This is a genomic window from Labilibaculum manganireducens (assembly GCF_002843385.1).
In the GTDB taxonomy this organism is placed as follows: Bacteria; Bacteroidota; Bacteroidia; order Bacteroidales; family Marinifilaceae; genus Labilibaculum; species Labilibaculum manganireducens.
In genome coordinates, this window is sequence record NZ_MVDE01000013.1 from 1 (window position 1) to 26,662 (window position 26,662).

Here is a 26,662-nt window from a genome sequence, read left to right on the forward strand (position 1 = left end):
TTTCCATGACGTCGTAATGGAAATAGCATGTGGGCTACAAAATTTGAGAGTTTCTATCAGACGATGGAAGTATCCGAAGTTAAAAACAAATAAACAAAACTATATTTCTAATTAGGAATAATGTCTAATAACCGAAGATCTGATCGACTCGATTAACCGTGGGGGTGTGCACAATGACAGGAAGGAGAAAGATGCGATACGCGACGCCGATGTGCGTGCCGTTTTTTATGAAGTTATGGCCAGGTGCAACCGCAGGGCAAGTGAAGATCAAAAAAAAGCTTTGCGGATTAAAAAAATACTGGATCGGTTTGGAATAGAGATTACTGATTACACCTACATCAACGAAAGTGCGAGCATTAACGCCATGTTGATCGATTTAATGGCTCCTGAATTAGCCGAAGAAAGAGCTTCGATACCCGATTTAAATGAATTACTTGCCAACCTGGAAGGCTCACAGGCCGATTTTAACTTATCGAATATACAATTGCTTGAAGATAGTATTGATCGTAAGAAAACAAAATCGGCAACAGTTCTGGCTAAAAACGTAAGAGATTTAATCAACAATGAGCTTTCGGTTTATCTTCAATCAATGGCAATGGCAAAACCAAGCCAATACAAAGAATTTGCAGAATTGCTGCATACAATTATAAAGGACAATAATAATTCAGTAGCAGATCATTTGGCTGCAGTAAAGCGCAAAAAGGAAAAGTTGCAGGCTCAAATAATACAAAAAGAGTAAAACTATCTTCCTGCTCTAGTCTTATTTTTAAATATTTGTATCAGAATCAAACCTCTTAATATAAATACATATGCTTGAATGGGAAGAATTAATTCAGGAATGTGAAAATTGCACCAAATGTGAGCTCGGCAAAACGAGACACAAAGTAGTAATTGGTACAGGCAACCGAAATGCCCGGCTAATGTTCATTGGCGAAGGCCCAGGACAACAGGAAGATGAAACTGGTGTACCCTTTGTAGGAAAAGCCGGACAACTCTTTGATAAAATATTACAGGCAATAGATCTAAAAAGAGAAGATGTTTATATTGCCAATGTTGTTAAATGCCGGCCTCCCAATAACCGGGATCCGGAAGAAAATGAGAAAAAAACATGTCTCCCTTACCTGCGAAATCAAGTACGGCTAATTCGTCCGAAAATTGTCGTTTGCTTAGGGAGAATTGCAGCTCAGGAAATCATTGATTCATCCTTCAGAATTACACGTGAAAGAGGAGTCTGGTTCGAACGAAAAGGCTTCTTGATTACTGCTGTTTATCATCCTTCGGCTCTTCTTAGAGATCCCGCGAAAAAACAAGTCACCTGGAAAGATTTTAAAGAAATAAGGCGCAGATACGATCTACTTGCCACCATAAAATAATTCACATGATTCACAATTTTAATTTCACTGTCAAAACTTCTTGAATTAAAAAATCTGCTGTTGGGTTCCTTACTTTCTTGTGTAGACTTATTCTACACAACTGTCTCCAATTCTACACAAAATGAATTTAAATTTTTCTTTAAAATAATTTTACCCCACCCAAAACAAAGAATCTTATCTCTTAATTTTCAAGACATTACACCTCATGCTTTAGGAGTAACAAACCAAATAAAGTGAATTGGTATCCTATTTGCATAAGTAACTAACGTTAATTTAAAATGATTCTTTAAATCAATCTAAGTTGGTTTTATATTGATTTCAAAAACTTATAATTTAAATTTTTAGATATGAAACGAAACATTATTGCCGTTGGTGCATTATTATTTTTTTCTGCAGTTCTTTTTAGCTGTTCAGACAATTCAGATAATAATCCGGAGAAAGGACTTTCTTTAGAGCAATCTTTAAAAGAAAAGACTGTTAGTTTAAGTACTGCTGTTGATGAAATTACCAGCTCGAAAGGATTTGATATCATCACAATGAACGATCCAACTACCAAAACTGGTGTAGAAGGAGAAGACGATACCAGATTTTCTGCAAACATCACTCTTGATGATGTAAAAGGTGTTTACGAATACAGTGCCGCAATACCTGCTGCAACCACCGAAACAAAAATGGGTTATAACTCAAAGTTTGAAAAAACAGGCGACAGTGAAAATTTCGTTGTTAAATTGCCTAAAGAAAAAGCCGGTAATCCTTGGAAACTGTACATGGCAGAAGATGGTGACAGCGCATTGGTAAACGATTTTGTGATCACTACAACTCAGTACAACTATTCATTTTCTGCGGGAGAAGGATTTAGCTTTGATTATCTTTTAAATTCAGCTATTGAGGTGGATAGTGTTCCTGCTGGTGAATTATTCGTTGATTGGTCTATAAACAACAATCTAAACTTTGAGTACGAATCTAAATTTTCATTTACTGATGATTACTCTGTAGGTATTAAATTCTCACACGGAGATACTGTTTCTTATGCCTACAACCTTAAAAACGGGGAAGATGTTCTTTTTAAAGAAGAAATGCAATTCACAAAAGGAGATAGTACAAACAGCAGAGCCTACGAATACAAACTGACAATCGGAATTATCGAGATTGTTAAGAATTCAACCAGCGATTCGTACATGGTATACCGAGATGGTGTTTTAGAGGAAGGTGCTGTTATTGAAGTAATCAACAACAGTGGAGAATCAACCGAAGCTGACGCTGTATTCTGTAGAAAAGGCCGTGATTTAAAGATTACTTTTGCTGATGATTCAGTTGTTGTTCTTTCGGAACTATTAGGACAGGATACCCGCGATAAAATGGCTGAGATTTTCAGCTCGATGTACGACATGTATTTCGTGAATCACGTGGTTAATAAAGTAGCTCACGAAGCATATTATATGAATCAGGCAGGCAGCTAATACCTGTTTAAACAATATTTGAATCCGGTCTAACGACCGGATTTTTTTGTATGAACTCAATAAATTTACCAGCATGATGTTCCGATTGTCTATACTAATTTGCTTCACCCTATTACAATTCAATTTGCATGCACAAAAAACACAAACAAGCATCGAAAAAGGGAAAGCGAGTTTCTATGCAGACAAATTTGAAGGAAAACGAACATCCTGCGGGGAAAGATATCATCACAAAAACTATACTGCAGCTCACAGAAGCCTTCCTTTTGGCACCTGGGTGAAAGTGGTTAATATGGACAATAAAAAGGCTGTAATCGTCAGAATTACCGACCGGGGGCCATTTATCAAAGGCCGGATCATAGATCTATCCAAATCGGCAATTAAAGAGATAGGCAATATCAATCAGGGAGTATTTTCCGTTTCGGTAGAAGTTTATCAGAAGGATCTGGATATGATTCCAATACAGTATATTTTTAATCCAATACCAGAAAAGGAACAAATGCAGTTCGGCTTTTGAATAAAGCCACGGTGCGATGCACCTTAAAAAGATAAACTCACGATATAACTACAAAAACTGCGCGACTCTGTCGCTTAAAAACTTCAATCAGCCTATAAATCTACCATAAGCATTTTGGTACAAAGCACCGAAGCAAGCTTAGCTTACCTATTATCATCGCAAAAAAAAACAATCAAATCAAAAACCTCGGTGCTCTGCACCTTAAAAAATCAAACTTACGATATGCTACAAAGACTGCGCGACTCTGTCGCTTAAAAAAACCAATTACACAATTTTGTTATTAAAGTGCAAAGCATTTTGGTATTTGTAGTATAAAGCGGTTGATGAAATGAAACAGGTGCAGAGCACCATAGTATTTGTAGAATTATTCGCGTGTAACTATTTTAGGTGCAGAGCACCGAAGCCAAACTGCGTTGCACATTTAAACCTAATTCCCAAATTTACGACACAAACTGCGCGCCCCTGTCGCTTAAGAAATTCAATCAATCCAAAAAATCAAGTAAAGCATATATTTTGGTGCAGAGCACAAGCAAACTTGATATTAATCCATCTCTGCATCTAAAAAATCAAACAAATATTTCACATCAAAAGTGACACTATTTTTTGCAAGAATATCTAAATATTCCTCTTTAAACGACTTCTTCTCATGATGAGCCTCCTGATTAAGAATATAGTTTACAACAGAATCAATCTGCGATTGGGAATGTGAAAAACATCCATAACCTTTCTGCCAACTAAAATCAAATGGAGTTAATCGGTTTACCTTAATCCATTTATTAGAGGAAGTTTTAATTTTCTCCACAAGTTCTGGAATTAATTGATTCATATTGTAGCCAATAAAAATATGAATATGATCGGGCATTGTACCAATCGACAACAATTTGTGACCCTCCCCTTGAATAATACCTGTAATGTACTTTTCCAAACTTTCTTTCCAGTTTTTACTTATGAGTGAATCGCGGTTCTTTACTGCAAAAACCATATGCAGATAGCATTGAGTGTAGGTATTAGCCATAAATTATAATTTTTAATTATGATGTTGTTAAATTTACATTTATCAATCTTAATAATCAAAATAAATGCTGCGGTGCTCTGCACCTTAAAAAATCAAACTTACGATATGCTGCAAAGACTGCGCGACTCTGTCGCTTAAAAACTTCAATCAGCCTCTAAATCTACCATAAGCATTTTGGTACAAAGCACCGAAGCAAGCTTAGCTTACCTATTATCATCGCAAAAAAACAATCAAATCAAAAACCTCGGTGCTCTGCACCTTAAAAAATCAAACTTACGATATGCTGCAAAGACTACGCGACTCTGTCGCTTAAAAAACCAATTACACAATTTTGTTGTTAAAGTTCAAAGCTCTTTGGTGTTTGTAGTATAAAGCGGTTGATGAAATGAAACAGGTGCAGAGCACCATAGTATTTGTAGAATTTACAGCACAATGTATATGTAATGATTTAGGTACAGCGTACCGAAGTCTTAGATTTAATATCCTCCCGCTAATTCTAAATACAAAAAAAGAGCGTCACCCTTAGGTAACGCTCTCTATATTTGGATTACAGTCTAAATTAATCCTTAATTTTTGCTGTTAAGAACTCACGGTTCAAACGAGCAATATTTGCAATAGAAATTCCCTTAGGACATTCTACCTCACAAGCTCCGGTATTGGTACAGTTACCAAATCCCATCTCATCCATTTTTGCAACCATGCTTTTTGCACGACGAGCTGCTTCAACACGACCTTGTGGAAGTTTTGCAAGGTGAGATACCTTAGCAGAAACAAACAACATTGCCGATGAGTTTTTACAAGTTGCAACACAAGCACCACAACCAATACAAGCAGCAGCATCCATTGCTTCCTCAGCATCATCCTGAGAAATTAAAATTGCATTACCATCAGGTACACCACCAGTATTAACTGAAATGTATCCACCCGACTGAAGAATTTTCTCGAATGCAGTACGGTCTACAATTAAATCTTTGATTACCGGAAATGCTCCGGCTCTCCAAGGCTCTATTGTAATGGTTGCGCCATCTTCGAATTTACGCATGTGCAACTGACAAGTAGTAATGTCATCATCTGGTCCATGAGCACGTCCATCAATGAACAAGCTGCACATTCCGCAGATACCTTCTCTACAATCGTGATCAAAAGCAATTGGCTCTGTACCACCATTAACCAACTCTTCATTCAGGATGTCAAGCATCTCCAAAAATGAAGTTCCGGTTGAAATATCATTAATTTTGTAAGTCTCAAACTTACCTTGGGCTTTAGCATTCTTCTGACGCCAAACCTTTATTGTTAATTCTTTTAATATCTTGTCTGCCATTTTTTTTGGTATTGAGTAATTAGATTTTAGTAGATAGTACGTTAGTCAATTAGAACAGCTTATTTAAGACTTTCTTTTAATTTGAAAATCATTTTTTGAATCTCTTGAATTAATAGATTAACCGCATTAAACTGCCCTCTTTGAATATAATTTAAATCGATAGATAGTATCAACAAGCTTTCCAGTTCATAAGAACTTCCGTTCGAAATATCCAAAAAACGTGCAAAGTCTGCATTTGTATTTCTCCCACAGCCTTCGGCAATGTTGGAGGGAATAGAAACAGCACATCTTCTTATTTGTGACACCATTCCAAATCGTTCATCAGAAGGTAATTCATTTGTTAAAATGTAGACTTCTTTTACCAAAGTTCTACTTTTTTGCCAAACAATTAAATCTTTAAAACGATTCATTTTTATTCAGTTTATATTTATTAGACTATGTACTAGTTACTAATTACTATCTACAAGTTACTATCTGCTGATTACTTATATGACCTTTGAGTCAACTTAACGTTTTCAAAAACGAGCTCTTCCTTATGCAAGATTGGATCTTTACCTTCGCCTTGGAATTCCCATGCCGAAACATATGCAAAGTTCTCATCATTACGTTTAGCTTCACCATCTTCAGTAGTTGATTCCTCACGATAGTGACCTCCACAAGATTCTTTACGATCCAGAGCATCGCGGGCCATCAATTCACCTAAATCGATAAAATCTTCTACACGACCGGCTTTTTCCAATTCAATGTTCATTGCATTGTAATCGCCTGTAATACGTAAATCTTTGTAGAAGTCTTCACGAAGCTTCTGAATTTCCTTAATCGCTAATTTCAGACCGTCTTCGTTACGAGCCATTCCAACATACTCCCACATGATGTTCCCCAAACGCTTGTGGAAAGAATCTACAGACTTGCTTCCTTTGATATTGTACAAACGAGTCATACGATCGGTAACCGCCTTTTCTTTCTTAACAAATTCCTGGTGATTTACATCGATACGTGGAACCTGAATCTCATCAGCTAAGTAATCTCCAATAGTGTATGGCAATACGAAATATCCGTCAGCCAAACCTTGCATCAAAGCAGAAGCTCCCAAACGGTTGGCTCCGTGATCAGAGAAGTTAGCCTCACCAATTGCGTAAAGACCCGGGATGTTAGTCATCAAGTTGTAATCAACCCAAACACCACCCATAGTGTAGTGAATAGCAGGGTAAATCTGCATTGGTAATTCATAAGGATTCTGATCAGTAATCTTCTCATACATCTGAAACAAGTTACCATAACGAGCTTCGATAACATCCTTACCTAATCTTTCGATAGAATATTTAAAATCAAGATAAACCGCTTTACCTGTTTCGTTTACACCGAAACCTTCATCACATCTTTCTTTTGCTGCACGCGATGCAACATCACGGGGAACCAGGTTACCATATGATGGATATCTTCTTTCCAAGTAGAAATCACGATCTTCTTCAGCAATATCGTTAGCTGTAATCTGACCTTTTTGCAACTTAACTGCATCTTCCTTTTTCTTAGGAGTCCAAACTCGACCATCATTACGCAAAGATTCCGACATCAATGTCAGTTTTGATTGCTGTTCGCCGTGAATTGGAATACAGGTTGGGTGAATCTGCACATAACAAGGATTCGCGAAGCAAGCACCATTTTTGTAAGCCTGCCATGCAGCACCACCGTTACATCCCATAGCATTTGTCGACAAGAAGAATACATTACCGTATCCACCTGTTGCAATTACTACAGCATGAGCACCATGACGTTCGATTTCACCGGTAACCAAGTTACGGGTAATGATACCACGGGCTTTTCCTTCGATAATTACGATATCCAACAGCTCATTACGTTCGTGCATTTCAATTTTTCCTTGTCCGATCATACGATTCATAGAAGCGTAACAACCTAACAACAACTGCTGTCCGGTTTGACCACGGGCATAGAAAGTACGGCTTACCAATACACCACCGAATGAACGGTTAGATAATGTTCCGCCATATTCGCGTGCAAAAGGTACCCCTTGAGCAACACACTGATCGATGATATCACCACTTACCTCAGCCAAACGATGAACGTTTGCCTCACGTGCACGGTAGTCACCACCTTTAATTGTATCGTAAAATAAACGATGAACTGAATCGTTATCGTTCTGATAATTCTTTGCAGCGTTAATACCACCCTGAGCAGCAATAGAGTGAGCTCTACGACCTGAATCCTGATAGCAAAATGCTTTTACATTGTATCCCATCTCTGCCATAGAAGCGGCAGCAGATCCACCGGCTAAACCAGTTCCTACAACGATAATATCTAATTTTCTCTTATTCGCAGGACTAACCACCTTGATGGCAGCTTTGTGGCTTGACCACTTTTCAGCTAATGGTCCGGCTGGAATTTTTGAGTTTAATACTGTCATAACCGTTTTTTATTATTAGCAATTAAGCAAAAAAGTGTAAATACAAAGGAATGATTGTGAATCCGGCTGCAACAAAAATTGCATAGATATAACCCACTTTTTCCAATCTTGATCTCCAAAGCTTATTGCTTAAACCAACCGACTGAAAAGCTGACCAAAATCCGTGAGCCAGATGCATTCCCAACAAAATAGCACCTACAACATAAAGTCCGGTATAAACCATTCCCAGCGAGCCATTTGTAAATAGATTTTTCACCAACTGATAATCATCGTGAACATTCCCTTCGATCTGAATAGGAATAAAGAAATGCATTAAGTGCATTGCGATGAAAACCAAAACAAGACCACCCAAAACAAACATGTTTCGTGAAGACCAGGTACTGCTTTCTCCCAAATTTTGAGAAGCATACTTCTGTGGACGAGCTTTCATGTTTTGGATGGTTAATATCATCGCATAAATAATATGGATAATGAAACCACCAAACAATACCGGCTGTAAACCAAAACGAATCACCGGCAAAGACATAAAATGTGCTCCGGCATTAAACAACTCTCCTGTGCTGTCAAACATTAAAAAGGAGTTCAATATCAGGTGTACTAAAATAAATAGCACAAGAAAAAGACCTGATAAACTCATTACCAACTTCTTCCCAATAGATGAACTTAAAAAACTGCTCATAAGTTTAAAGATTTAATTAGACTGTTTCTTTGTAAGCTTTACTATATTAATTTGCAAATGTAAATGCTCCTGATTGATGAAACGATATTTAGGAACATGTATAAATTATTTAGACTGATTCTACAACAAATTGATTTCTTAGGTTCATTATAAATTTCAAGATTTGAATCTATATATAATTCTAATTTAAAACCAATTACAGAATTAATTCATTAATTATTTTCCGCTAAAGTCCGCAAGTTATCAAATATTTGTATGTTATAGAACAAGGTTTTGAGATATTGTTTTAATTTAGAATCCAGGATTTGTTCAGATGCTTAAATTTTAGTTCATAAAAAACACCTGATTTACAGTATCATTGAAAATAAAAAGACTAAAATTGTCTCATCTGCAAAACACACTTTAATAATCGAATAACTAATATATATAATAAGTACAGAGTTATAACATGGATCAATTTTTACAACTTAAAAACTACAACTTACGATACCGCGACAAAGGAAAAGGGAACACAGTACTGTTACTGCATGGATATTTGGAATCACTGGAAACATTCGAAAGTTTTGCCAATGATCTGTCCAGATTAGCACGGGTAATTACAGTTGATTTACCCGGACATGGATTATCTGATTTAAAGATAAAATCGTGCAGCGTGGAAGATATGGCTGAAGCTGTGAATGAACTGGCACAACATCTTCAACTCAAAAAAATCAATATCATTGGCCATTCAATGGGTGGTTATGTGGCTCTGGCTTTCGCTGATAAATACAAAGAGAAGCTCGAAAGTTTCTGCTTATTCCATTCCTCGCCAAATGCTGATACCGAAGAGAAAAAGAAAAATAGAAAACGGGAAATAGAACTGGTGATAGAAGGCAAAAAGGAGCAAATTTGTAAAACCAGCATCCCAAATACGTTCTCAAATAAGAATCTGGATAAATTTGCTCATGAAATAGAGCGTGTTACACAAATTGCCTGCAAAACTCCCGATCATGGAATGATTGCTGCCTTAGAAGCCATGATGAACCGACCAGACCGCAATCATGTTCTAAAAGCCCTTGATATGCCCAAAGTAAGCATAATGGGCAAAGAGGATAATTTTATTCCTTTGAAAATTGCCGGTGAAATTGCCAAAGAAAACGGCCTGACGCCTTTTGTATTGCAAACTTCAGGACATATGGGCTTTATTGAACAACGACAGGAATGTTTGAGGGAAGTGTTTCGGATTATTTATGAATGCTGATTTAACCACAAAGTACTCGAAGTTTTTCACGAAGAGCACGAAGTAAAAAATATTTTAGATATAAAAACCTTGTAAACAAGCGCGTGAAAATTCCTGCAAAATATTTTACAAATAAAAAAGGATGCTGTAAACAGCATCCTTTCCATTTTTGTATCTAACAATACAGTCTTATTTTTTTCCACCACCAAAATGGAAACCAACTTTAACAGACATATAGTTATACTCATCATATCCTTTTTCTTGACCGAAAATCAAGTTGTACTGAAGAGCCATATCGAAATGACCGTAAGAAAAACCTACTTTTGGAGCAATACCAAATTTAGATCCTAAATCATGATCTTCATTAATCTCTAAGGTACTTCCACCAGCAAAATTTTGATTAGAATCAAATTCGATTGAACCCAATGAATAAATACCTGCATCCATACCAACAAACGGACGGAAAGAATTTGTGTTGAAATAGTAATCGAAAGTTGCTGCATATGACACTACTGCAGAAACATCAAATGCATCTTCATCAGCTGATCCCATAACAGCACCTTCAACTTTGGCTCCTAATAATATGTTATCAGTAATTTGATACTTAGGATTTAAATAATATCCAACACCAGCATCTAAAGCATCTCCACCTGGAATAGCATACAATAAACCAGCATCAACACGAAACGATTTAAAAGAATCAGACTGAGCTGAAGCAACTCCTGCAAACACAACGCAGGCAACAATTAGAGTTAAAATTTTTCTCATATTACAATAGTTTAATTAAAATTAAGCTCAAATAAATACATAAACTATTATAATAACAAGATGAAAAACAACACATTCTTAACTTAAGAATATAAATACATGTAAAACAGAAGATTGCATTAAATATTAAATTCCCGTTTTTGATTAACAACACAAAACCTTATGTCAGCGCATAAAAAAAACTGGCGTTATATTTCAATAATAACACCAGTTAATTAACAAATAATATTTGGTTAGTCTTTTAAACCATAAAGCAATTCATATTCCCTTTTGGTCGCTTCGGCATGCCACTCTTCCGGAATTACTTTCCAGTTATGGTTGCACTGAATATCAACAATTCCTTTCTCCTCAATCCATTTCATCAGGTAGTAACGCAAATCTTTGGTGGTAGAGTTGATCAAACGAGTGGTCAATTCCTCTTTTGTGAGCCCGGCACCTTCGGTTAAGTGATTGCCACCGCCGTTTCCCCGATAGGAATTTAAGGCTACCCGATACATTTTTGCCTCATCGAAAGGATCGCCATTGCTCATCTTCAAAATTTTTACTCTTTCTCCATATGGTTTTCTAAGATCTACTACATAATCGATTCCTTCAGCCGAGCTGTAATTAAAGAACATCGTACTAAGCTTGCTGCCCTTCTCAGTGGTTTTAATAAATAACATAGGATCACTTGCTTTTTCCATCTGATGAAACCAATCTTTATAACTGAATTCCAAAAATCCATGAATTTCTTTTCCTGTAAGATTTATGGTGTACAACAAATTTTCAAACCGATATAAATTAAATAAATCGCGCACCTGAAGTTCTCCTGAATCAATAATCGCATTAAAAGAGAGTGGTGATGCGAAAGAGATATCGGCATCAGCCAAATCCAATTGAATGTTCTGCACCAAATCAATAAAAGGAGAATCACCAAACATAGCATCTTTTGTAGAAATGCTATGTTTAAAAGTGCCAACCGGGCGCGAAACATATTTACTCACCTCATCAAATAAAGGCTGAAAACGATCAATATATTCTTTCGACGCCGGCAAATCCCGAACCTCAATTAATTTTGGATTCAGAATTTTTTGATACTTTTTTGTTTCCTGGTTCCAGCTGAAATCTACATCAACTTCAGCCAAAAAATGAGCTCTGCTTTGCGGATTTATCACCAAAACCTTCTCCTTGTCAGGATTTTCCACCCAAATAATATTCTCCTGATGATCGTGTCCGCAAATAACCATATCGATACCCGAAACTTTCTCTGCCACAAGAACAGATGCATTTTCAGGATTTATCTCTGTTTTATCATGTTCTACTCCAGCTCCTGAATGAAACAAACCGATTACAAAATCAGGATTCTCTTTCTCCTGAATAATTTTCATCCATTTCTGCGCCGACTCAATCATTGGCTCAAAATGCATTCCCGACCAAATTTTTTCCGGTAACCATTTCGGAATTGCCGGAGTTATCAACCCCAGAACAACAATCTTAACACCCTTCTTCTCAATTATAGAATAAGGCTGAAAGTAAGGCTTGCCGTCTGAGTTACGAACTGCATTGGCAGCCAGCCATGGAAATTGAAATTCTTTCACCAATTTATCGTAAACATCATGACCTGGTTCAATATCATGATTTCCAACCGTCGCCGCATCATACTGCATAAAGTTCATTACTTCAGCACAAATATGTTTGGTTTCAGTCTTTTCAAAATTAGAATAGTAAACCAAAGGGTCACCTTGAAGAATATCGCCGTTATCAAGTAAAATAACCTCAGCCCCTTCTTTCTTTCGCTCCTGATCAACATAGTAGTATACCTGCGCAAGAGAAGAAGTTGTCTCTTTATCGCCAACTAAATCGTATGGAAAAAGTGCTCCGTGAACATCACTTGTTCCAAACACTTTCACCTTAACATGTTCTGCCTTATGGCCATTACAAGAAGAAAAAACAAAAGCTGTAAAAAACAGGAAATAAATATAGAATCTTTTCATTTTTATTTTTTTTGGGCTGATAAGATACTACAAAAATGAATACGGAATTACATAAAAATCTATTTCATAAAAAAAGGGAGCCAAATTACCTGGATCCCTCAATCACAAATCTATAAAATCTAATTATTAAAGCGTCTATGTCTGTTTCCATTCCCAAAATCCTGTCCCTTTCCCGAATGACTTAAAAACAGAGTCAGTTGATCTTCAGCTAAAAGCTTACGAACCTCCATATTGTGATCTACTTTCATCTTTGCCAATTTATTTTGAATTCCCGATAAGCGATCCATATTTTCAATGATCATTTTCTCGTCAATATTTTCTGAAGTCATGATTTGTTTTTGCCTTAACTGCAACATTTCCACCTGATCTCTTAGCTCTTTTGATGCATTAAAATGAGCAATACGAAGATCTTTCATCTGCACCTTCTGCTCGTCCGAAAGATTCAGCCGGTTTTTATCTTGTCTGTCCTTTTGCATTCCTTGATGCTCAAAACCTCGGCCTCCTGCCACAACTCGCCTATCGCGAACACCCTCTCTCTGCATTTTACCTTCTCCGTTTTGCATCATGTCTTTTCCGCCCCGTTTCATTCTCTGATTTCCCATCACACAATTCGACCTCATTTCTTTTTGCTCCTCAGTAATCACAGATTTTATATCCATTCTCATAGCAAACTGTTCCTTTTTCAAGCGGTTTTTTAAATCAGATGCTTTGTCAATATTGGCGTAAATTGCTTTTAAATTTGGTTTATCCGCCGACATCAATGTGTTTTGCCGAGCGCGAAGTTCATTCAATTCATTTTTCAAATCCTTTGTTGCCTTGGCAAACTCTATTTTAGCCTTTTTTATTTGTTCTTTTTGCTGATCACTATACTCAATCCCTTTGGGACAATCTTTATTCAAACGCATATTTCTTTGCGCATTCAGATTTAAACCTGCACACATCAATAAACCTGCAACTCCAATTACTGCGATGTTTTTCTTTATATTTTTCATGCTATTTCGTTTTATGGTATTATCAAATTGATTTATATTAAGAACTTAATATTCTCACTACTGCACCATTGTAAAATCGATTTCAGATTTTAGACCTAATCTTTTTAAAAAGGTTTAAATCACCTTATCAGAAATAAAAAAGACCCGCAAAATGCGAGCCTTCCTATGAAATATATTTTTTAAAAAACTACTTAAACAAAACTTCAGCTTCGAGTAAGGTTTTATCAAGATCTTTAATAATCGGGTAAAAACCTTCGTCGTCAATTACATCTCTTGCAATATAGGCCTTCAACTGAATCTCAATTACATTTAACGATTGAGCCAATCCGTGAGGGTCTGGTTTTACTCCTTTATTTTTAGCGTAAGCAACCAATTCTTTAACCACAGGCTGATGTTTAATAAATGCAAGCACAGACTTATAATCTTTCAATTCAAGCATTTCAGCCCGATGATCATCAACAAAAGAAAATGCATACTGATAGATTACCCCTTTACTTCTTAGTTCTCTAAAGTAATTTGAATAACCGGAAGTGTCAACAGGAATAAATACATCAGGCATAATACCTCCGCCACCATAAACAATATTTCCCCCCGGAGTTTCAAACTTTAATGAATCATCAAAATGAATTGAATCTTGTTTCTCAAATTCTCCATGCAAAAAGCGGTGATTCAAATCATTATAATAATCTTCCTTACCATTCTTGTATGATTTCTGAATGCATCTGCCTGTTGGTGTATAATATCTGGCAACTGTTAATCTTAGTGCTGATCCGTCGGGAAGACTTCTCTGTTCCTGCACCAATCCTTTACCAAATGACCTGCGCCCAACAATCCTTCCTCTATCGTTATCCTGAATGGCTCCCGCAAAAATTTCACTTGCCGATGCAGAAGCTTCATCAATTAAAACCATAAGAGGAAGATCCTGAAACTGCCCGGTTCCGTTTGACAAGTAATCCGCTTTAGGCTGAGATTTGCCCTGCGTGTATACTATCATTTTACCTTCAGTCAAAAACTCATTGATCATGTTTGTTGCTTCGGAAAGATACCCGCCTGTATTCCCCCGCAAATCAACAATCAGCTTTTTCATTCCTTGAGCTGCCAATTTTTGCAATCCTTCGGAGAACTCAAAATAAGTAGTGGCTGCAAATCGACTGACTTTAATATATCCGATGGAGTCCGAAAGCATATAAGCAACATCAACACTGGCTACAGGTATTGATCCTCTCAATAATTCTTTATCAATGATCGTTTTCTCACCTCTTCGATAAATTCCAATTTTAACAGGAGTTCCTTTCGGTCCTTTCAAACGATCAATAATATCATTATCCGACATTTTAACGCCGGCAACAAGCGAATCATCAACCATAACAATTCTGTCACCAGCTTTTATTCCTGCAATTTCCGACGGACCACCAGGAATAACCCGTACAATAGCAACAGTATCCTGATAGCGTATGAACTGAACTCCAATTCCGCCAAAATTACCTTTCAAATCTTCGTTTACACGTTGCAGGTCTTTAGCCGGAATATATACAGTATGAGGATCCAAATCTTTCAATATAGCAGGAATAGCCTTTTCAACCAGATCCCCCGATGACACAGTATCCACATAATCTTTCTCAATCATATCCAATACAACATCCAACTTACTACCTGAACCAGGTAAATTAAAAATGCCTGGCTCAACACCTGCTCCTTTTTGAAAAACGGAATTCAACACCATACCCAATACCACAGCAAAAGCCAAAAGTATTGGAAATAATATTGTGCTTCTCTTGTTATTAATTCCCATGAAAAATATTTTAAATCGGTTCTTTTACATTTACATATTTCACTTCAATCCCTGCTCTTTTCAACAAGTCTTTTCCATCCGTGCTATGATATTCTTCCGAATAAACAACCCGAACAATCCCAGCCTGAATTATTAATTTTGCACACTCAATACATGGTGTAGCAGTTACATAAAGCGTTGCATTTTCACTGCTGTTACTTGATTTTGCAACTTTGGTTATTGCATTTGCCTCTGCGTGCAAAACGTATGGCTTAGTCTGAAAGTTTTCATCCTCACAAACATTCTCAAAACCGGAAGGCGTTCCATTGTATCCATCCGATATAATCATTTGATCCTTCACAATTAATGCTCCAACCTGTCTTCTTACACAATATGAATTTTCAGCCCAAATCAAAGCCATTCTCACATATCTTCTGTCTAATTTATCTTGTTTTTGGTCAAAATCCAACTGTTTAGCATTTTGCATATATACTCTCTTATTTAAAATGGTTCAAACAAATGTATAAAAATATATTGGGAGAACTTCTTCCACTGCATATAGATTCAAATAATTTTGAACCCACTTCCTTGCCATTAAATAAATGCTTATTTGTCATTGTTTTTCCATTGTTAGTCAAAATAAAGTAGAGGCGAAATTAACCCAGTACAAACAATTGGCAATCATGACAATACAACAAACACTTAATTCAGGAAGAATTTGCAAACATAAATTAAACGAGGGGATTTCCTAAGATTTACAGCCACATAAATATACAAACCGGAAACCAATGATTTGCTCCAAATTTCTTAAAATATCAAAAACACCAATCTTAAATTGTTAATATTTCTTAAAAGAACATATTTTACATGCCCCTTTTACAGATATAAATAAAACAACAAATACATTTTAAGAATACTGTAATCAAAAATAAATTAATGAGCCGGATTTACAAACAACTGCGATATATCTTACTTATTATTTATTTACTATCAGCAAGCTTTGTAAAAGAAGGATATTCATTACATCATAACAAGCTTAATCTTTTAACTTCAATTCCGGATAATTCACTTACAGTTACTATTGATAAGGAAATAATCTGTGAAGGAGAACTTACTCAAATCCATATCACACAAAGTGAGATTGGTGTAAACTACCAACTCAAATCTGAAGATACAAATATTGGCAGTCCGCAGGCAGGAAATGGTTCAACAATCCACTTTACCATAACTCCTAATTGCTCAACCTTATACCATATTGCTGCAATTAATGCAATAACATCAGAAAGTATCAGCCTGTCTCAAACTGTAAGCATCGAAGTTATCAGCAAGCCAGTTGACAATATCGCCGTAAGCATATCCGAAGATCAAATCTGCATTGGGGAAAAAACAATCATTTCACTAAACAGCAGTCAATTAGGAGTTAGCTACCAGTTATATGATGGCACATACATGCAGCAAAGTCCAATTCAAGGTAACAATTCAAGCATTTCTTTCCCTGAATTCTCTCCTTTTCGATCTGTAATTTATCATATCGTTGCAACGAACAACACCTGCGCTTCCACCTCAACACTTCAACAAACAGCTAAAGTTTTAGTCGGCCTTCCTCCGGAGGATCATTTACACCCGACTATTGACAAACATACCATTTGCAAAGACGAGGAAGTAATTATTTCTTTGACACCAACCGACCCGGCTGTTAGTTATCAGCTTTTTGCCGGAGATACTCCAATTGGATCACCTTTAACTGGAAATAGTGAGGATATAAACTTTGAACCAACTATCCCCTCTTCTTCAACTACCTATCGAATTGAAGCACTGGGAAACAAATGCATAAACCCAGTAAATATTAGATATACTGTTGACGTTGACGTTCACAATCCACCTCAAACCGATCGGGAGCTTATAGCCAGTCGCGAAAAAATATGCATCGGCGAAGAGGTCGTTTTATCTATTAAGAATAGTGAAGAGGGCATTTATTACCAAATTCACGATGGAAGTAATTTTCTGGAAGCAAACATTATAGGCAATGGAAATACAATCACCTTTCCTTCATTAAAGCCATTAAAACCGACCAAATATCAGGTTTACGCCTATGAATCTGTTTGTACAGATAAAAAGATTTTAAGCAGCAGTAAACAAATTGACCTTTTTGATATTACCCCTCTCTCACTGGAAAGTTTTGTAACTCCTTCGGAAATTTGTCTGGGTGAACTTGTAGATGTTGAGCTGCCCACGTCAATTGATGGAATAGAATATATTTTGCACGATGGAAATGAGGAGATTGGCAGCATAACCGGTTCGGGAGAAGCAATTGTTTTCGAAGAAATTCTGCCAAGCGAACAATCCAGCTACAAAATAACAATTGGCAATTGTGTAGATGAGTTTATTGGCTCCAAACCCGAAATTGTGGTTCATAAAAATCCAAAACTGCAGATTCTTAGCAAAGATGTTCAATTTAAGAATGATGGACAGCTCACAATTAGTACTACTGACGGAATGCCTCCTTACAAATTTATTATCGATCCGGGCGATACCTACTCGACCGACGAGAATGTACTGGAGTTAGATAATTTAGCCATAGGAACCTATCAAATACTTGTTGTTGATGCAAATTATTGCCGATCTTCAGATGCTGGTCAGCTAACCGAAATACATTTAGAGGATGGTAAAAAGGTTGTTGTCGGCAATGCACTCACTCCGAATGGTGACGGAATAAATGACAAATGGCTGATTCAATACGAATCGGATTTAAATGCTCCTGAGGTATCCATTTTCAATATCTACGGACAGGAAATTTATCATGCCAAATCTTATCAAAATAATTGGAAAGGAAGTTATAACGGATCGATTCTGCCCAATGGTGCTTACTACTATCTGATCGATTTTAACTCAGAAAAAATAAACCCAATCAGGGGAACGATATCCATTCTTGGCAAGAATTAAGCTGAATATACGCATATTATGAGAATCCAAGTAAGGCTTACAACAATCATTTTAATACTAATAGCTTTTGCTGATTTTTCTGCAAAAGCACAACAGGTTCCATTACTTGATCAGTATTACATTAATCCGGTTGTATACAACCCGGCAGCTTCAGGAGCAAATGGATTATTCAATTCATACCTTATCCGCAATCAAAAATTCATGGGTTTTGATGGTGGCCAGGTTACCCATGCTTTCACAGCAGATGCTGCATTAAATGATGGGAAATATGGTGTTGGATTAAACCTGACGAACGATGATGTAGGTATTTTTAGTAACACACAAGCATTACTTAGCTATTCGTACCGTTTAAAATTCGCCGACAAGCACAACCTTCGATTCGGCATTTCTGCCGGAATTTCAGATTTCAGAATGGATATGTCAGGAATTATAGCAGACTCAAGCGATCCATACTTACTTAACAACAACATCAAAAACACTGAGTTTATGGCCAACTTAGGTGTTTATTACTCTTATAATAATCTATTGCTGGGCATCACAGTACCTCAACTACTCAACAACTCAATATCCGAATCGAGTGGCGGTAAACAAAGTTCCTACCAATTAAACCGACAATTGCTGGTAACTGGTGGCTACAGGTTTCCAATCAATATGGTTAAAAACCTTAGCATTTCTCCGTTCCTGCTTCTTAGATATGCCGATAGCTCTCCTTTTCAATACGATGTGAATGTTATTGCTGATTTAAAAGACAAAGGATGGTTTGCAGTTAATTATCGTGATGATTTCTCACTGGGACTAAATTTAGGTGTTAAGATTCTTAAAAACTTTACGATTGGATATTCTTATGATCTTGGTATCAAAAAAACCGGACGATACGCATCCAACAATCATGAATTCCTTCTTGGCTTTAGTCTCCCACTATCTTCCGATAAAAAACCAGACAGAATTTTGGACAACGACAGCAGTATCCTTAAAACCCTGTTGGCCGAGAAATACAAAAAAATAGATTATTTAAGAAAGGCTTTGGAGGAAATGGAAAAAAGAGATAAACAGTCTGACCAGGACAGAGATGGCGTGGCCGACGATATTGATCAATGTCCTAATACGCCTTCCTATTACATTGTTGACGAAACCGGTTGTCCGGTAGATTCTGATGGAGATGGAATCGTTGACAGTGAGGATCTTTGTCCGGAAATAGCAGGAAGTTTCGAAAACAAAGGATGCCCGGAACAGAAAGAAGAAAAAATAGATATGGAAGATCATCTTGAAAACATCTATTTCTCGTTTGGAAACTATACCCTTACCGAATATTCCAGAAATAAGTTGGCAACCTTAATAAAAATCCTGAAAAAGAACCAGAACTACACGCTTAAAATGCACGGACATACAGATGACATAGGTTCCGACAGCTCTAACATAGAGTTGGCTTACAAACGCTTGTTAACTGTAAAAAATTATTTGGTTCTAAACGGTATTCCCGATAATCAAATAATTGTTGTACCTCACGGAGAAAGCTTACCTGTTGTGGCAAATACAGACAACAAAAGCCGCGCTAACAACCGAAGAGTTTCCTTTGAAATATACAATTACCAGTAAGAATATAAATTTGCCTTCGATACAAAAATTAAAAAAACAAGACTATTTAACGGGTCAACTAAAGAAAGTCCTGCCGATTTGTATCAGCAGGACTTTCTTGATTTATTCTATTGCAAATTTTTATTTAAACAGAAACACTTTTCTCTCCTGAGAACCTGGTCGTCCAATGATATTTTTAAGGTAATCATTTACTTCAGATAAAACACCCGCCTTTTGGATATAGCCTTTCCCCATTGGCATGCATGCACCCCATGCGCCACTAGGACTGCAATCTTCAAAATCGGTAACCTTAACAATTGTGTGCACTCCTACAGTGATAATGCATGTAGAATAGTTTTTTGCTTCAGCTAAAACTTCAGTAACATTTTCCTTTGTTAAATCCGCTACTTTATCAGCTTTACTGGCTGCCAACTCGTTAATGGTAAAGATTGGTTGTTCTAAATCAATATTGCCTTCATCCAATTGAATAGTTCCTTTTAGAAACTCTTTCAGCACTTCAACTTTGGTATTTTGTGCGCTAAGAGCGAACCCGACAAATACAAAAAGTATTAAAATAGATTTTTTCATGGTCTAATTTTTCAGATTAAAATTGATAGTATTCAATTAAGTTATGATATCAAATCTACGAAATATGTTCACTAATTCCACTATATTTGATTAATAAAAGTTAAATAGTTATTCACTATGTTCTCCAAATGCAAATAAATTAAACAAGTACATCAAAAATAACCGGCTGAAAAACGAATATTATAAAATGAAAAAAGCCCGGGCATCACACCAGGCTTTTTCACTAACCACTAATTACTAACCTAAATCTTTAATCTATGAAAAAAACCACTTACTAGTTTTATTCTCTTTTAAAGGTAAATCATTAAAATGTTAATTGCCTGAAAAAGAAGTTAAAGAAGCTTAAATTAATTGGAGTAATTGGTCTGGTAAGATGAACTGTAGTTAAAAAAAAGAAACCCGGTGTTCGGCCGGGTATCAATTTATCTAAAATCCTAAATCTAATCTACTAAATCTATGAAAAACCTAATCTTTAATCTCTATGAAGCAAATGTACTTCAAAATGTAGTTAACAGATTGGAACAAGTGTTAAAGAATACTAAAATTGCAATCCTTAAAAAGAATCCACTATCCGCTTTTTAAAATCTAAAATGGATACGCCGGAATTCCATTCATAGGATTTTGAGGGTAATTAAGGCAAAGTTCAACCAGCACATCTTCATGTGTAACTCCAACATTCATTACGGTATCATTTCCCCCGTAATAAATAAATATTGTACCATCATCCTTACGATGAGCACCACAACAAAATACGACATTGGGAACATGAACATACTCTTCGTCTTTCGTTCTACAGTCTGCTTTAGCAGGAAATAGAATCGGAATATTAGATACCTGAACTTTCTCCGGTTTTTTCAAATCATGAAGAGCGACACCCAAAGTATAAGGATTACCATCCATAGTGCCTCTCACCCCATGAAAAATATTAATCCACCCATATTTTGTTTTAATGGGAGTTGCTCCCGGTCCTATTTTACTGCCAAATGTGCTTGGTCCTCCAGCCTGTCTCATAATTGGTTCCTTTGTTAAAATCCAATTATGATTAAAAATATCTTTATTGCAACCAATTTGAATCTCTTTAAAAACGCCTCCGGTATGATCTTCAGTATGATCATTAGGCCGGAAAAGAGCATAATACCTGCCATTAATTTTCTCAGGAAAAATTACGACATTCCGCATATCCACATCCATTAACGGACCATGCCTTACAAACGACTTAAAATCCCGAGTTGTAATCAACGAAACCCGAACCTTATCTTTTTCCAGTGCATGATAAGCGCTGTAAGTAATAAAATAAGTGTTTCCTATACAGGAAATCCTTGGATCTTCAACTCCTCCGGTTTCATTTTCAATCAAGTTATTCTTATTTGTTTCTTCAGCAAACACATCCTTATCATTACAGGGTTTTATACTTGGTTCAGGATCAATCGCCCAATTGCTTATTCCATTGCGGCTACGAGCAGTACCAATCACAGAAATTCCATTTCGAAGATGCGATCGAAACAACATAATCACCTCATCGTTATAGAATGTAATACCCGCATTGTGAACAGTAATTACCTGGTATATAGGATCTTTCCAAACACAGTTAACATCGGCACATGTGATAATTGGATTCCCCGGATATCTGGCAACAGGTTTATTTAGATCAACTTCAGTCTCCCAATCAGTAATGTGTAATTTTCTTTTGCAAATCTCCATAAGTCTATCTTTTTTAATGGCTCAAGCCATATTAATTGTCCTACAAATAAAATCCTTACAGCTCACCGGCAAGTATACTCTACTTCCTTATCTGTATACTTTATTCCCTAATTTACTAAAAACGAGTCTAACAGATAAAATTAGAATGACTTCACCTTGTCAGCGTATTCGTATTTTGTTACTTTTCCTAAAAAAAAATGTTAAGGGTTTTTACTTGGGGATTAATACTGTTTTTATTTCTTACTGGTTTTAAAGCCAGCAACTGGAGACACAATCAAATAGGAAGTACAGAAGGACTATCCAATAGTGCCGTAACTTCATCTTATTTAGATTCGAAAGGATACATGTGGTTTGGGACATGGGATGGACTAAATCGATTCGATGGAAGCAATATAAGAGTATTCAAGCCCAATGCCTTTCGCAAAAACACAATCAACAACAACATCATTAGGAATATTCTTGAAGACCGGTTCAATAATTTATGGATCGTGACCGAAAATGGCCTCAATACATATGATTACGAACAAAATATTTTTACATCCTACCTAAACAACACTGATTTTATAGAATATCGTGAAGAAAGTTACCGTACCAGTTTAGATTCTGACTCGATAATTTGGTGCAGTAAATACAATTACGGCATTTGCAAATTTGACTATGAAAACAGACAATTTTCTGAACCAATTCAAATCTCAAATCAGGAAGACATTACCAAAAAAACAGTTGGTTTTGCATTTGCATCCAATGAACAGTTGTGGTGTTTATCGGAAGAAGGAAATGCTTATAAACTGGAGCACAAAGACACATGGAAAATTACAGAAACAATTTATCTAAGCAGTAAATACAAGTTCGATTCTGATAAAAACTGGTTTTACACCTACCATAAACAGCTCTTTCTTTTTGTAAGCTTAACCAATGGAGGACTTCTATCCATTAATCTTGAAGACGGAACAATTCAAGAAACCAAACCTCAGCCCACTCCCTTTTCTGTTACTTCTTTATCGGTAAGCTTAGATGGTGAATTTTTGTGGGGAGGTACCGATGAAGGGGAAATATTTAAATTAAATTTGTGTGAACCCCGCCAAATTAAACTTTTAGAGAACTCTGAAAACAAAAAGGTTAAGATCTGGTCGATCACCCAAACCGAACCAGATCTTTTATGGATTGGCACCGATGGAGATGGAGTACACGAATACATCATGGAGGGCAATTTCTTCGAATTGATAAAAAAAGGAGACCTTTCGGAAGGCAATTTAAACCACAACATTGTTAGAGCCGCGCATGAAGATGAAAATGGAAATTTATGGATAGGTACCAGAGGAAACGGATTAAATTTAATCGCTAAAACTAATACGCCCACCAAGGTTTTTGACACCCGAAACGGACTTTCGAACAATGCAGTATTATCCTTAGGCAATGATTCTTTTAAAAATATTTGGATTGGTGTTGATGGCGAAGGAATTGACATGTTTGAATCTAAAACCGGAAATATCTTGCATTTTCCCAATGATTTTGAAAATACATCAGACATTAAACTGGGATCTGTTTATTCCATTTGTTTGGATGCATTTAACGATTTATGGATAGGTACCAGTGGTTATGGTTTGTTTCGTTTGACAATTGTGCGCAAAAAAGATGGGAAATACCGTCTGGCAGATTACAGCCACTACAAAAGTGATCCTCTCAATAAAAAAGGACTAAACAGCAATATAATCTATTCGATAGTAGAGGGTGAACCCAATATAATGTGGATAGGTACCCGTGGTGGCGGTCTTTACCGCTTAAATACAATTTCAGAAAAATTTGAGGCTTTCAGAAGCAACTCAAACGATCTTAATTCCTTACTGAATGATGATGTTTTAAGCCTGTGCAAATCGAATAATGAGAACCTGTGGATAGGCACCAGCGGAGGACTTGACAGATTAAACCTAACCACTTTTCCTTATCAGTTTACTCACTACACAGAGCAAAATGGATTGCCAAACAATACAATTCACGCTATTCAGACTGATCAAAACCACAATATCTGGGTAAGTACAAATAATGGATTGGCAAAACTAAATTACAGGAACGGACAAATACGGAACTATTTTTATTCTGACGGACTGCAGAGTAATGAATTTACTGATGGTGCATCGTGTTTTGGAAAACAGACCGGCAAATTATATTTTGGAGGTGTTAACGGTCTTACTTATTTTGATCCGAATAAGGTTGCAGACATAGAATATTTCCCAAGGCTTGCCATCACTAATTTTTCGGTATTTAACGAACCTGAGAAAGAAAAGAACCCTGTTCCTTTCTACATTGATATGTCTGATTCGTTAAAACTAAACTACGACCAAAATTTTTTCCGATTCGAATTCACCACCCTAAACTTCCATAACAAGCAAAAGTGCATGTATGCTTTTAAGCTGGAGAATTTTAACACTGATTATACATTAATTAAAAAAGAAGGTGAAGCCACTTACACCAATGTTCCGCCCGGAGATTATATTTTCAAAGTAAAATGTACGAATGAAGACGGTATTTGGAATCCGGACACACGTGAAATCAAACTCACAATTTATCCCCCTTTCTGGAAAACAACCTGGGCATATATTTCATATGTCTTCATTGCATTTATGGCCATTTTTCTATTCATCTTTTTACTTCTTCGCAGAACAAAAATGAGAAACAAGTTGGAAATTGAGAGGTTGGAAATTCAAAAAACCAAAGAAATAAACCATTATAAATTTCAATTTTTCACCAATATTGCTCATGAGTTTAGAACTCCCCTTACCTTAATTATGGCGCCCGCAGCTCAACTCATGGATCTGCACCCCAACGACAAAGAAATTTCTCCATACGTAAAATCCATTTACAACAATTCAACCCGTTTATTGCATCTTATTCGCGAATTGATCGATTTTAGAAAAGTTGAGACTGGTCATTTTGAATTACGGGTTCAAAATTACAACCTTACTGATTTCACAAGAACAATAACAGAGGCATTTACTCAATATGCTCAGGAAAAGGACATTGAATTAAAACTGATCGACAACTCGCAAGATATCATTGGCTGGTTCGATAATAATATCATGGAAAAGATATTGCTGAATCTGATATCTAACGCATTAAAATATACGCCGCAAAAAGGAAGTGTTAGTATTGAATTACTACGCCAACAAAAAAATGCAGTCATAAAAATAACTGATAACGGAATTGGAATCCCAACAAAATATCAGGATAAAATATTTGACCGTTTCTTTCAAAACGCAAACTCTTTGCCTAAAGAAAAAAGATTTTCGGAAAGTGCCGGGGTTGGTTTGTCATTAACCAAGAGTCTGATTGAACTTCACAAAGGAAGTATTCAATTGGAGAGTAAGCCCAATATCGGCAGTTGTTTTACAATCTCAATCCCTATATCTAAAAATCAATACTCAGACAGTGAAAAACAAAATGAAATTGTAATTGATGAGAGTAGAATAAAAGACAGAGCAATTGAAGAAATAATGGGATTAGAACCTGTCTCTTTTGTAAACAAAGACACAGAAACTTCTGATGGAGAGAACCCTAAATACAATATTCTGGTTGTAGATGATAATGAACAGCTTCGAAATTTAATCGACGACATTTTACATCAGGACTATAATGTTTTACTTGCAAAAAATGGTCTTGAAGCACTCGATAAAATAAATTCAAATGATGTTTCGGTCATTGTAAGTGACATTATTATGCCGGAAATGGATGGACTGGAATTGTGCAATGCCATAAAAGAAAACATTAACACCTGTCATATTCCGGTTATTTTATTGACTGCAAAGGGAGAATTAGAACATCGGATTCAAGGAATTGAATCGGGTGCAGACAGTTACATTCCAAAACCATTTGATCCCCGTCATCTTAAAGTGCGAATTCGAAAATTAATCGAAATGCGAAATCAAATTCGGGATGCTTTTCAATCGGTTCAAACGGTTTTGGTAAAAGATGTATCGGGACTTTACAAACGAGATGTGAAATTTGTGGACAATTTGCAGAAATTTGTCGATGACAATCTGGATAAAACCGAATTAAACGCCGACCTATTGGCAGATCAACTGGCAATGAGTAAAACCCAATTGTACCGTAAAATAAAAGCGGTTACCGGATTTACGCCTCATGGATTCATTCGTAATTTTCGATTGAAGAAAGCGGCATCTCTTCTACTGGAATCTTCTTACACGGTCTCTGAGATTATTTATGAAACAGGATTTAATAACCGAACCTATTTTTACCGTTGTTTTAAAGAGCTTTATGGTGAATCGCCTACTGATTACAAGAAAAATATCATCGGGAAAGCCAAACAGGAAAACTCTTGAAGACCATTGGT

The 26,662-nt window shown here is 36.3% G+C and carries 20 protein-coding genes; 8 read left to right on the plus strand and 12 right to left on the minus strand.

The genetic code is table 11. From position 1 onward, the window contains the following. Nucleotides 1-166: 166 nt before the first annotated feature. From BZG01_RS09995 to BZG01_RS10010, 4 genes are all read left to right on the plus strand, one after another. On the plus strand, nucleotides 167-739 hold the full coding sequence (locus tag BZG01_RS09995) for a DUF6261 family protein (protein WP_101309697.1): 573 nt from the start codon (nucleotides 167-169) through the stop codon (nucleotides 737-739). Between the two features lie 70 nt (nucleotides 740-809). Beyond that, nucleotides 810-1,373 (plus strand): uracil-DNA glycosylase, encoded by a 564-nt coding sequence (locus BZG01_RS10000; protein WP_180327277.1) that lies wholly within the window; start codon nucleotides 810-812, stop codon nucleotides 1,371-1,373. 347 nt (nucleotides 1,374-1,720) lie between these two features. Continuing rightward, entirely contained in the window at nucleotides 1,721-2,833 is a 1,113-nt protein-coding gene (locus tag BZG01_RS10005; RefSeq protein ID WP_101309699.1) for a hypothetical protein, read from the plus strand. Nucleotides 2,834-2,906: 73 nt separating this feature from the next. Continuing rightward, entirely contained in the window at nucleotides 2,907-3,347 is a 441-nt protein-coding gene (locus BZG01_RS10010) for a septal ring lytic transglycosylase RlpA family protein (protein WP_180327278.1), read from the plus strand. Between the two features lie 541 nt (nucleotides 3,348-3,888). On the opposite strand, the gene tnpA is transcribed toward BZG01_RS10010, so the two are convergent. The 5 genes from tnpA to BZG01_RS10035 form a co-directional block, all read right to left on the minus strand. Then, nucleotides 3,889-4,362: an IS200/IS605 family transposase gene (gene tnpA / locus BZG01_RS10015; protein WP_101309701.1), complete on the minus strand. Its 474-nt coding sequence runs from the start codon at nucleotides 4,360-4,362 to the stop codon at nucleotides 3,889-3,891. A gap of 559 nt (nucleotides 4,363-4,921) precedes the next feature. Next, the gene (locus BZG01_RS10020) at nucleotides 4,922-5,683 is read right to left on the minus strand and encodes a succinate dehydrogenase/fumarate reductase iron-sulfur subunit (protein WP_101309702.1); all 762 of its coding nucleotides are present in this window, start codon (nucleotides 5,681-5,683) and stop codon (nucleotides 4,922-4,924) included. Between the two features lie 59 nt (nucleotides 5,684-5,742). After that, a complete protein-coding gene (locus BZG01_RS10025; RefSeq protein WP_180327279.1) occupies nucleotides 5,743-6,093 on the minus strand; it encodes a four helix bundle protein in 351 nt (116 codons plus the stop codon). Between the two features lie 71 nt (nucleotides 6,094-6,164). Continuing rightward, entirely contained in the window at nucleotides 6,165-8,105 is a 1,941-nt protein-coding gene (locus BZG01_RS10030; protein WP_101309704.1) for a fumarate reductase/succinate dehydrogenase flavoprotein subunit, read from the minus strand. A 22-nt stretch (nucleotides 8,106-8,127) separates the two neighbouring features. Continuing rightward, nucleotides 8,128-8,784 carry a succinate dehydrogenase cytochrome b subunit gene (locus BZG01_RS10035; RefSeq protein WP_101309705.1) on the minus strand — a complete coding sequence of 219 codons (657 nt, stop codon included), beginning with the start codon at nucleotides 8,782-8,784 and terminating at the stop codon, nucleotides 8,128-8,130. A gap of 448 nt (nucleotides 8,785-9,232) precedes the next feature. Here BZG01_RS10035 and BZG01_RS10040 point away from each other — a divergent pair, with 448 nt between their 5' ends. Next, nucleotides 9,233-10,024 carry an alpha/beta fold hydrolase gene (locus tag BZG01_RS10040; RefSeq protein WP_101309706.1) on the plus strand — a complete coding sequence of 264 codons (792 nt, stop codon included), beginning with the start codon at nucleotides 9,233-9,235 and terminating at the stop codon, nucleotides 10,022-10,024. A gap of 168 nt (nucleotides 10,025-10,192) precedes the next feature. On the opposite strand, the gene BZG01_RS10045 is transcribed toward BZG01_RS10040, so the two are convergent. From BZG01_RS10045 to BZG01_RS10065, 5 genes are all read right to left on the minus strand, one after another. Further along, complete coding sequence (locus BZG01_RS10045; RefSeq protein ID WP_101309707.1) at nucleotides 10,193-10,771, minus strand: outer membrane beta-barrel protein; 579 nt, start codon at nucleotides 10,769-10,771, stop codon at nucleotides 10,193-10,195. A 233-nt stretch (nucleotides 10,772-11,004) separates the two neighbouring features. Beyond that, on the minus strand, nucleotides 11,005-12,744 hold the full coding sequence (locus tag BZG01_RS10050) for a bifunctional metallophosphatase/5'-nucleotidase (protein WP_101309708.1): 1,740 nt from the start codon (nucleotides 12,742-12,744) through the stop codon (nucleotides 11,005-11,007). Nucleotides 12,745-12,863: 119 nt separating this feature from the next. After that, complete coding sequence (locus BZG01_RS10055) at nucleotides 12,864-13,736, minus strand: Spy/CpxP family protein refolding chaperone (protein WP_101309709.1); 873 nt, start codon at nucleotides 13,734-13,736, stop codon at nucleotides 12,864-12,866. A 187-nt stretch (nucleotides 13,737-13,923) separates the two neighbouring features. Next, nucleotides 13,924-15,528: a S41 family peptidase gene (locus tag BZG01_RS10060; protein WP_101309710.1), complete on the minus strand. Its 1,605-nt coding sequence runs from the start codon at nucleotides 15,526-15,528 to the stop codon at nucleotides 13,924-13,926. 10 nt (nucleotides 15,529-15,538) lie between these two features. Beyond that, a complete protein-coding gene (locus BZG01_RS10065) occupies nucleotides 15,539-15,994 on the minus strand; it encodes a deoxycytidylate deaminase (protein ID WP_218973071.1) in 456 nt (151 codons plus the stop codon). A 449-nt stretch (nucleotides 15,995-16,443) separates the two neighbouring features. Here BZG01_RS10065 and BZG01_RS10070 point away from each other — a divergent pair, with 449 nt between their 5' ends. Then, nucleotides 16,444-18,450, plus strand: a complete 2,007-nt coding sequence (locus BZG01_RS10070) for a T9SS type B sorting domain-containing protein (protein WP_101309711.1) — start codon at nucleotides 16,444-16,446, stop codon at nucleotides 18,448-18,450. 18 nt (nucleotides 18,451-18,468) lie between these two features. Further along, entirely contained in the window at nucleotides 18,469-20,046 is a 1,578-nt protein-coding gene (locus BZG01_RS10075; protein ID WP_101309712.1) for a PorP/SprF family type IX secretion system membrane protein, read from the plus strand. 120 nt (nucleotides 20,047-20,166) lie between these two features. Here the strand turns inward: BZG01_RS10075 and BZG01_RS10080 are convergent, their stop codons facing one another. Together BZG01_RS10080 and BZG01_RS10085 are read right to left on the minus strand one after the other, a co-directional pair. Continuing rightward, complete coding sequence (locus tag BZG01_RS10080; protein ID WP_101309713.1) at nucleotides 20,167-20,613, minus strand: hypothetical protein; 447 nt, start codon at nucleotides 20,611-20,613, stop codon at nucleotides 20,167-20,169. A 585-nt stretch (nucleotides 20,614-21,198) separates the two neighbouring features. Further along, a complete protein-coding gene (locus BZG01_RS10085) occupies nucleotides 21,199-22,314 on the minus strand; it encodes a glycoside hydrolase family 130 protein (protein ID WP_101309714.1) in 1,116 nt (371 codons plus the stop codon). A gap of 197 nt (nucleotides 22,315-22,511) precedes the next feature. Here BZG01_RS10085 and BZG01_RS10090 point away from each other — a divergent pair, with 197 nt between their 5' ends. Next, nucleotides 22,512-26,651 carry a hybrid sensor histidine kinase/response regulator transcription factor gene (locus tag BZG01_RS10090; RefSeq protein ID WP_101309715.1) on the plus strand — a complete coding sequence of 1,380 codons (4,140 nt, stop codon included), beginning with the start codon at nucleotides 22,512-22,514 and terminating at the stop codon, nucleotides 26,649-26,651. Nucleotides 26,652-26,662: the final 11 nt, after the last annotated feature.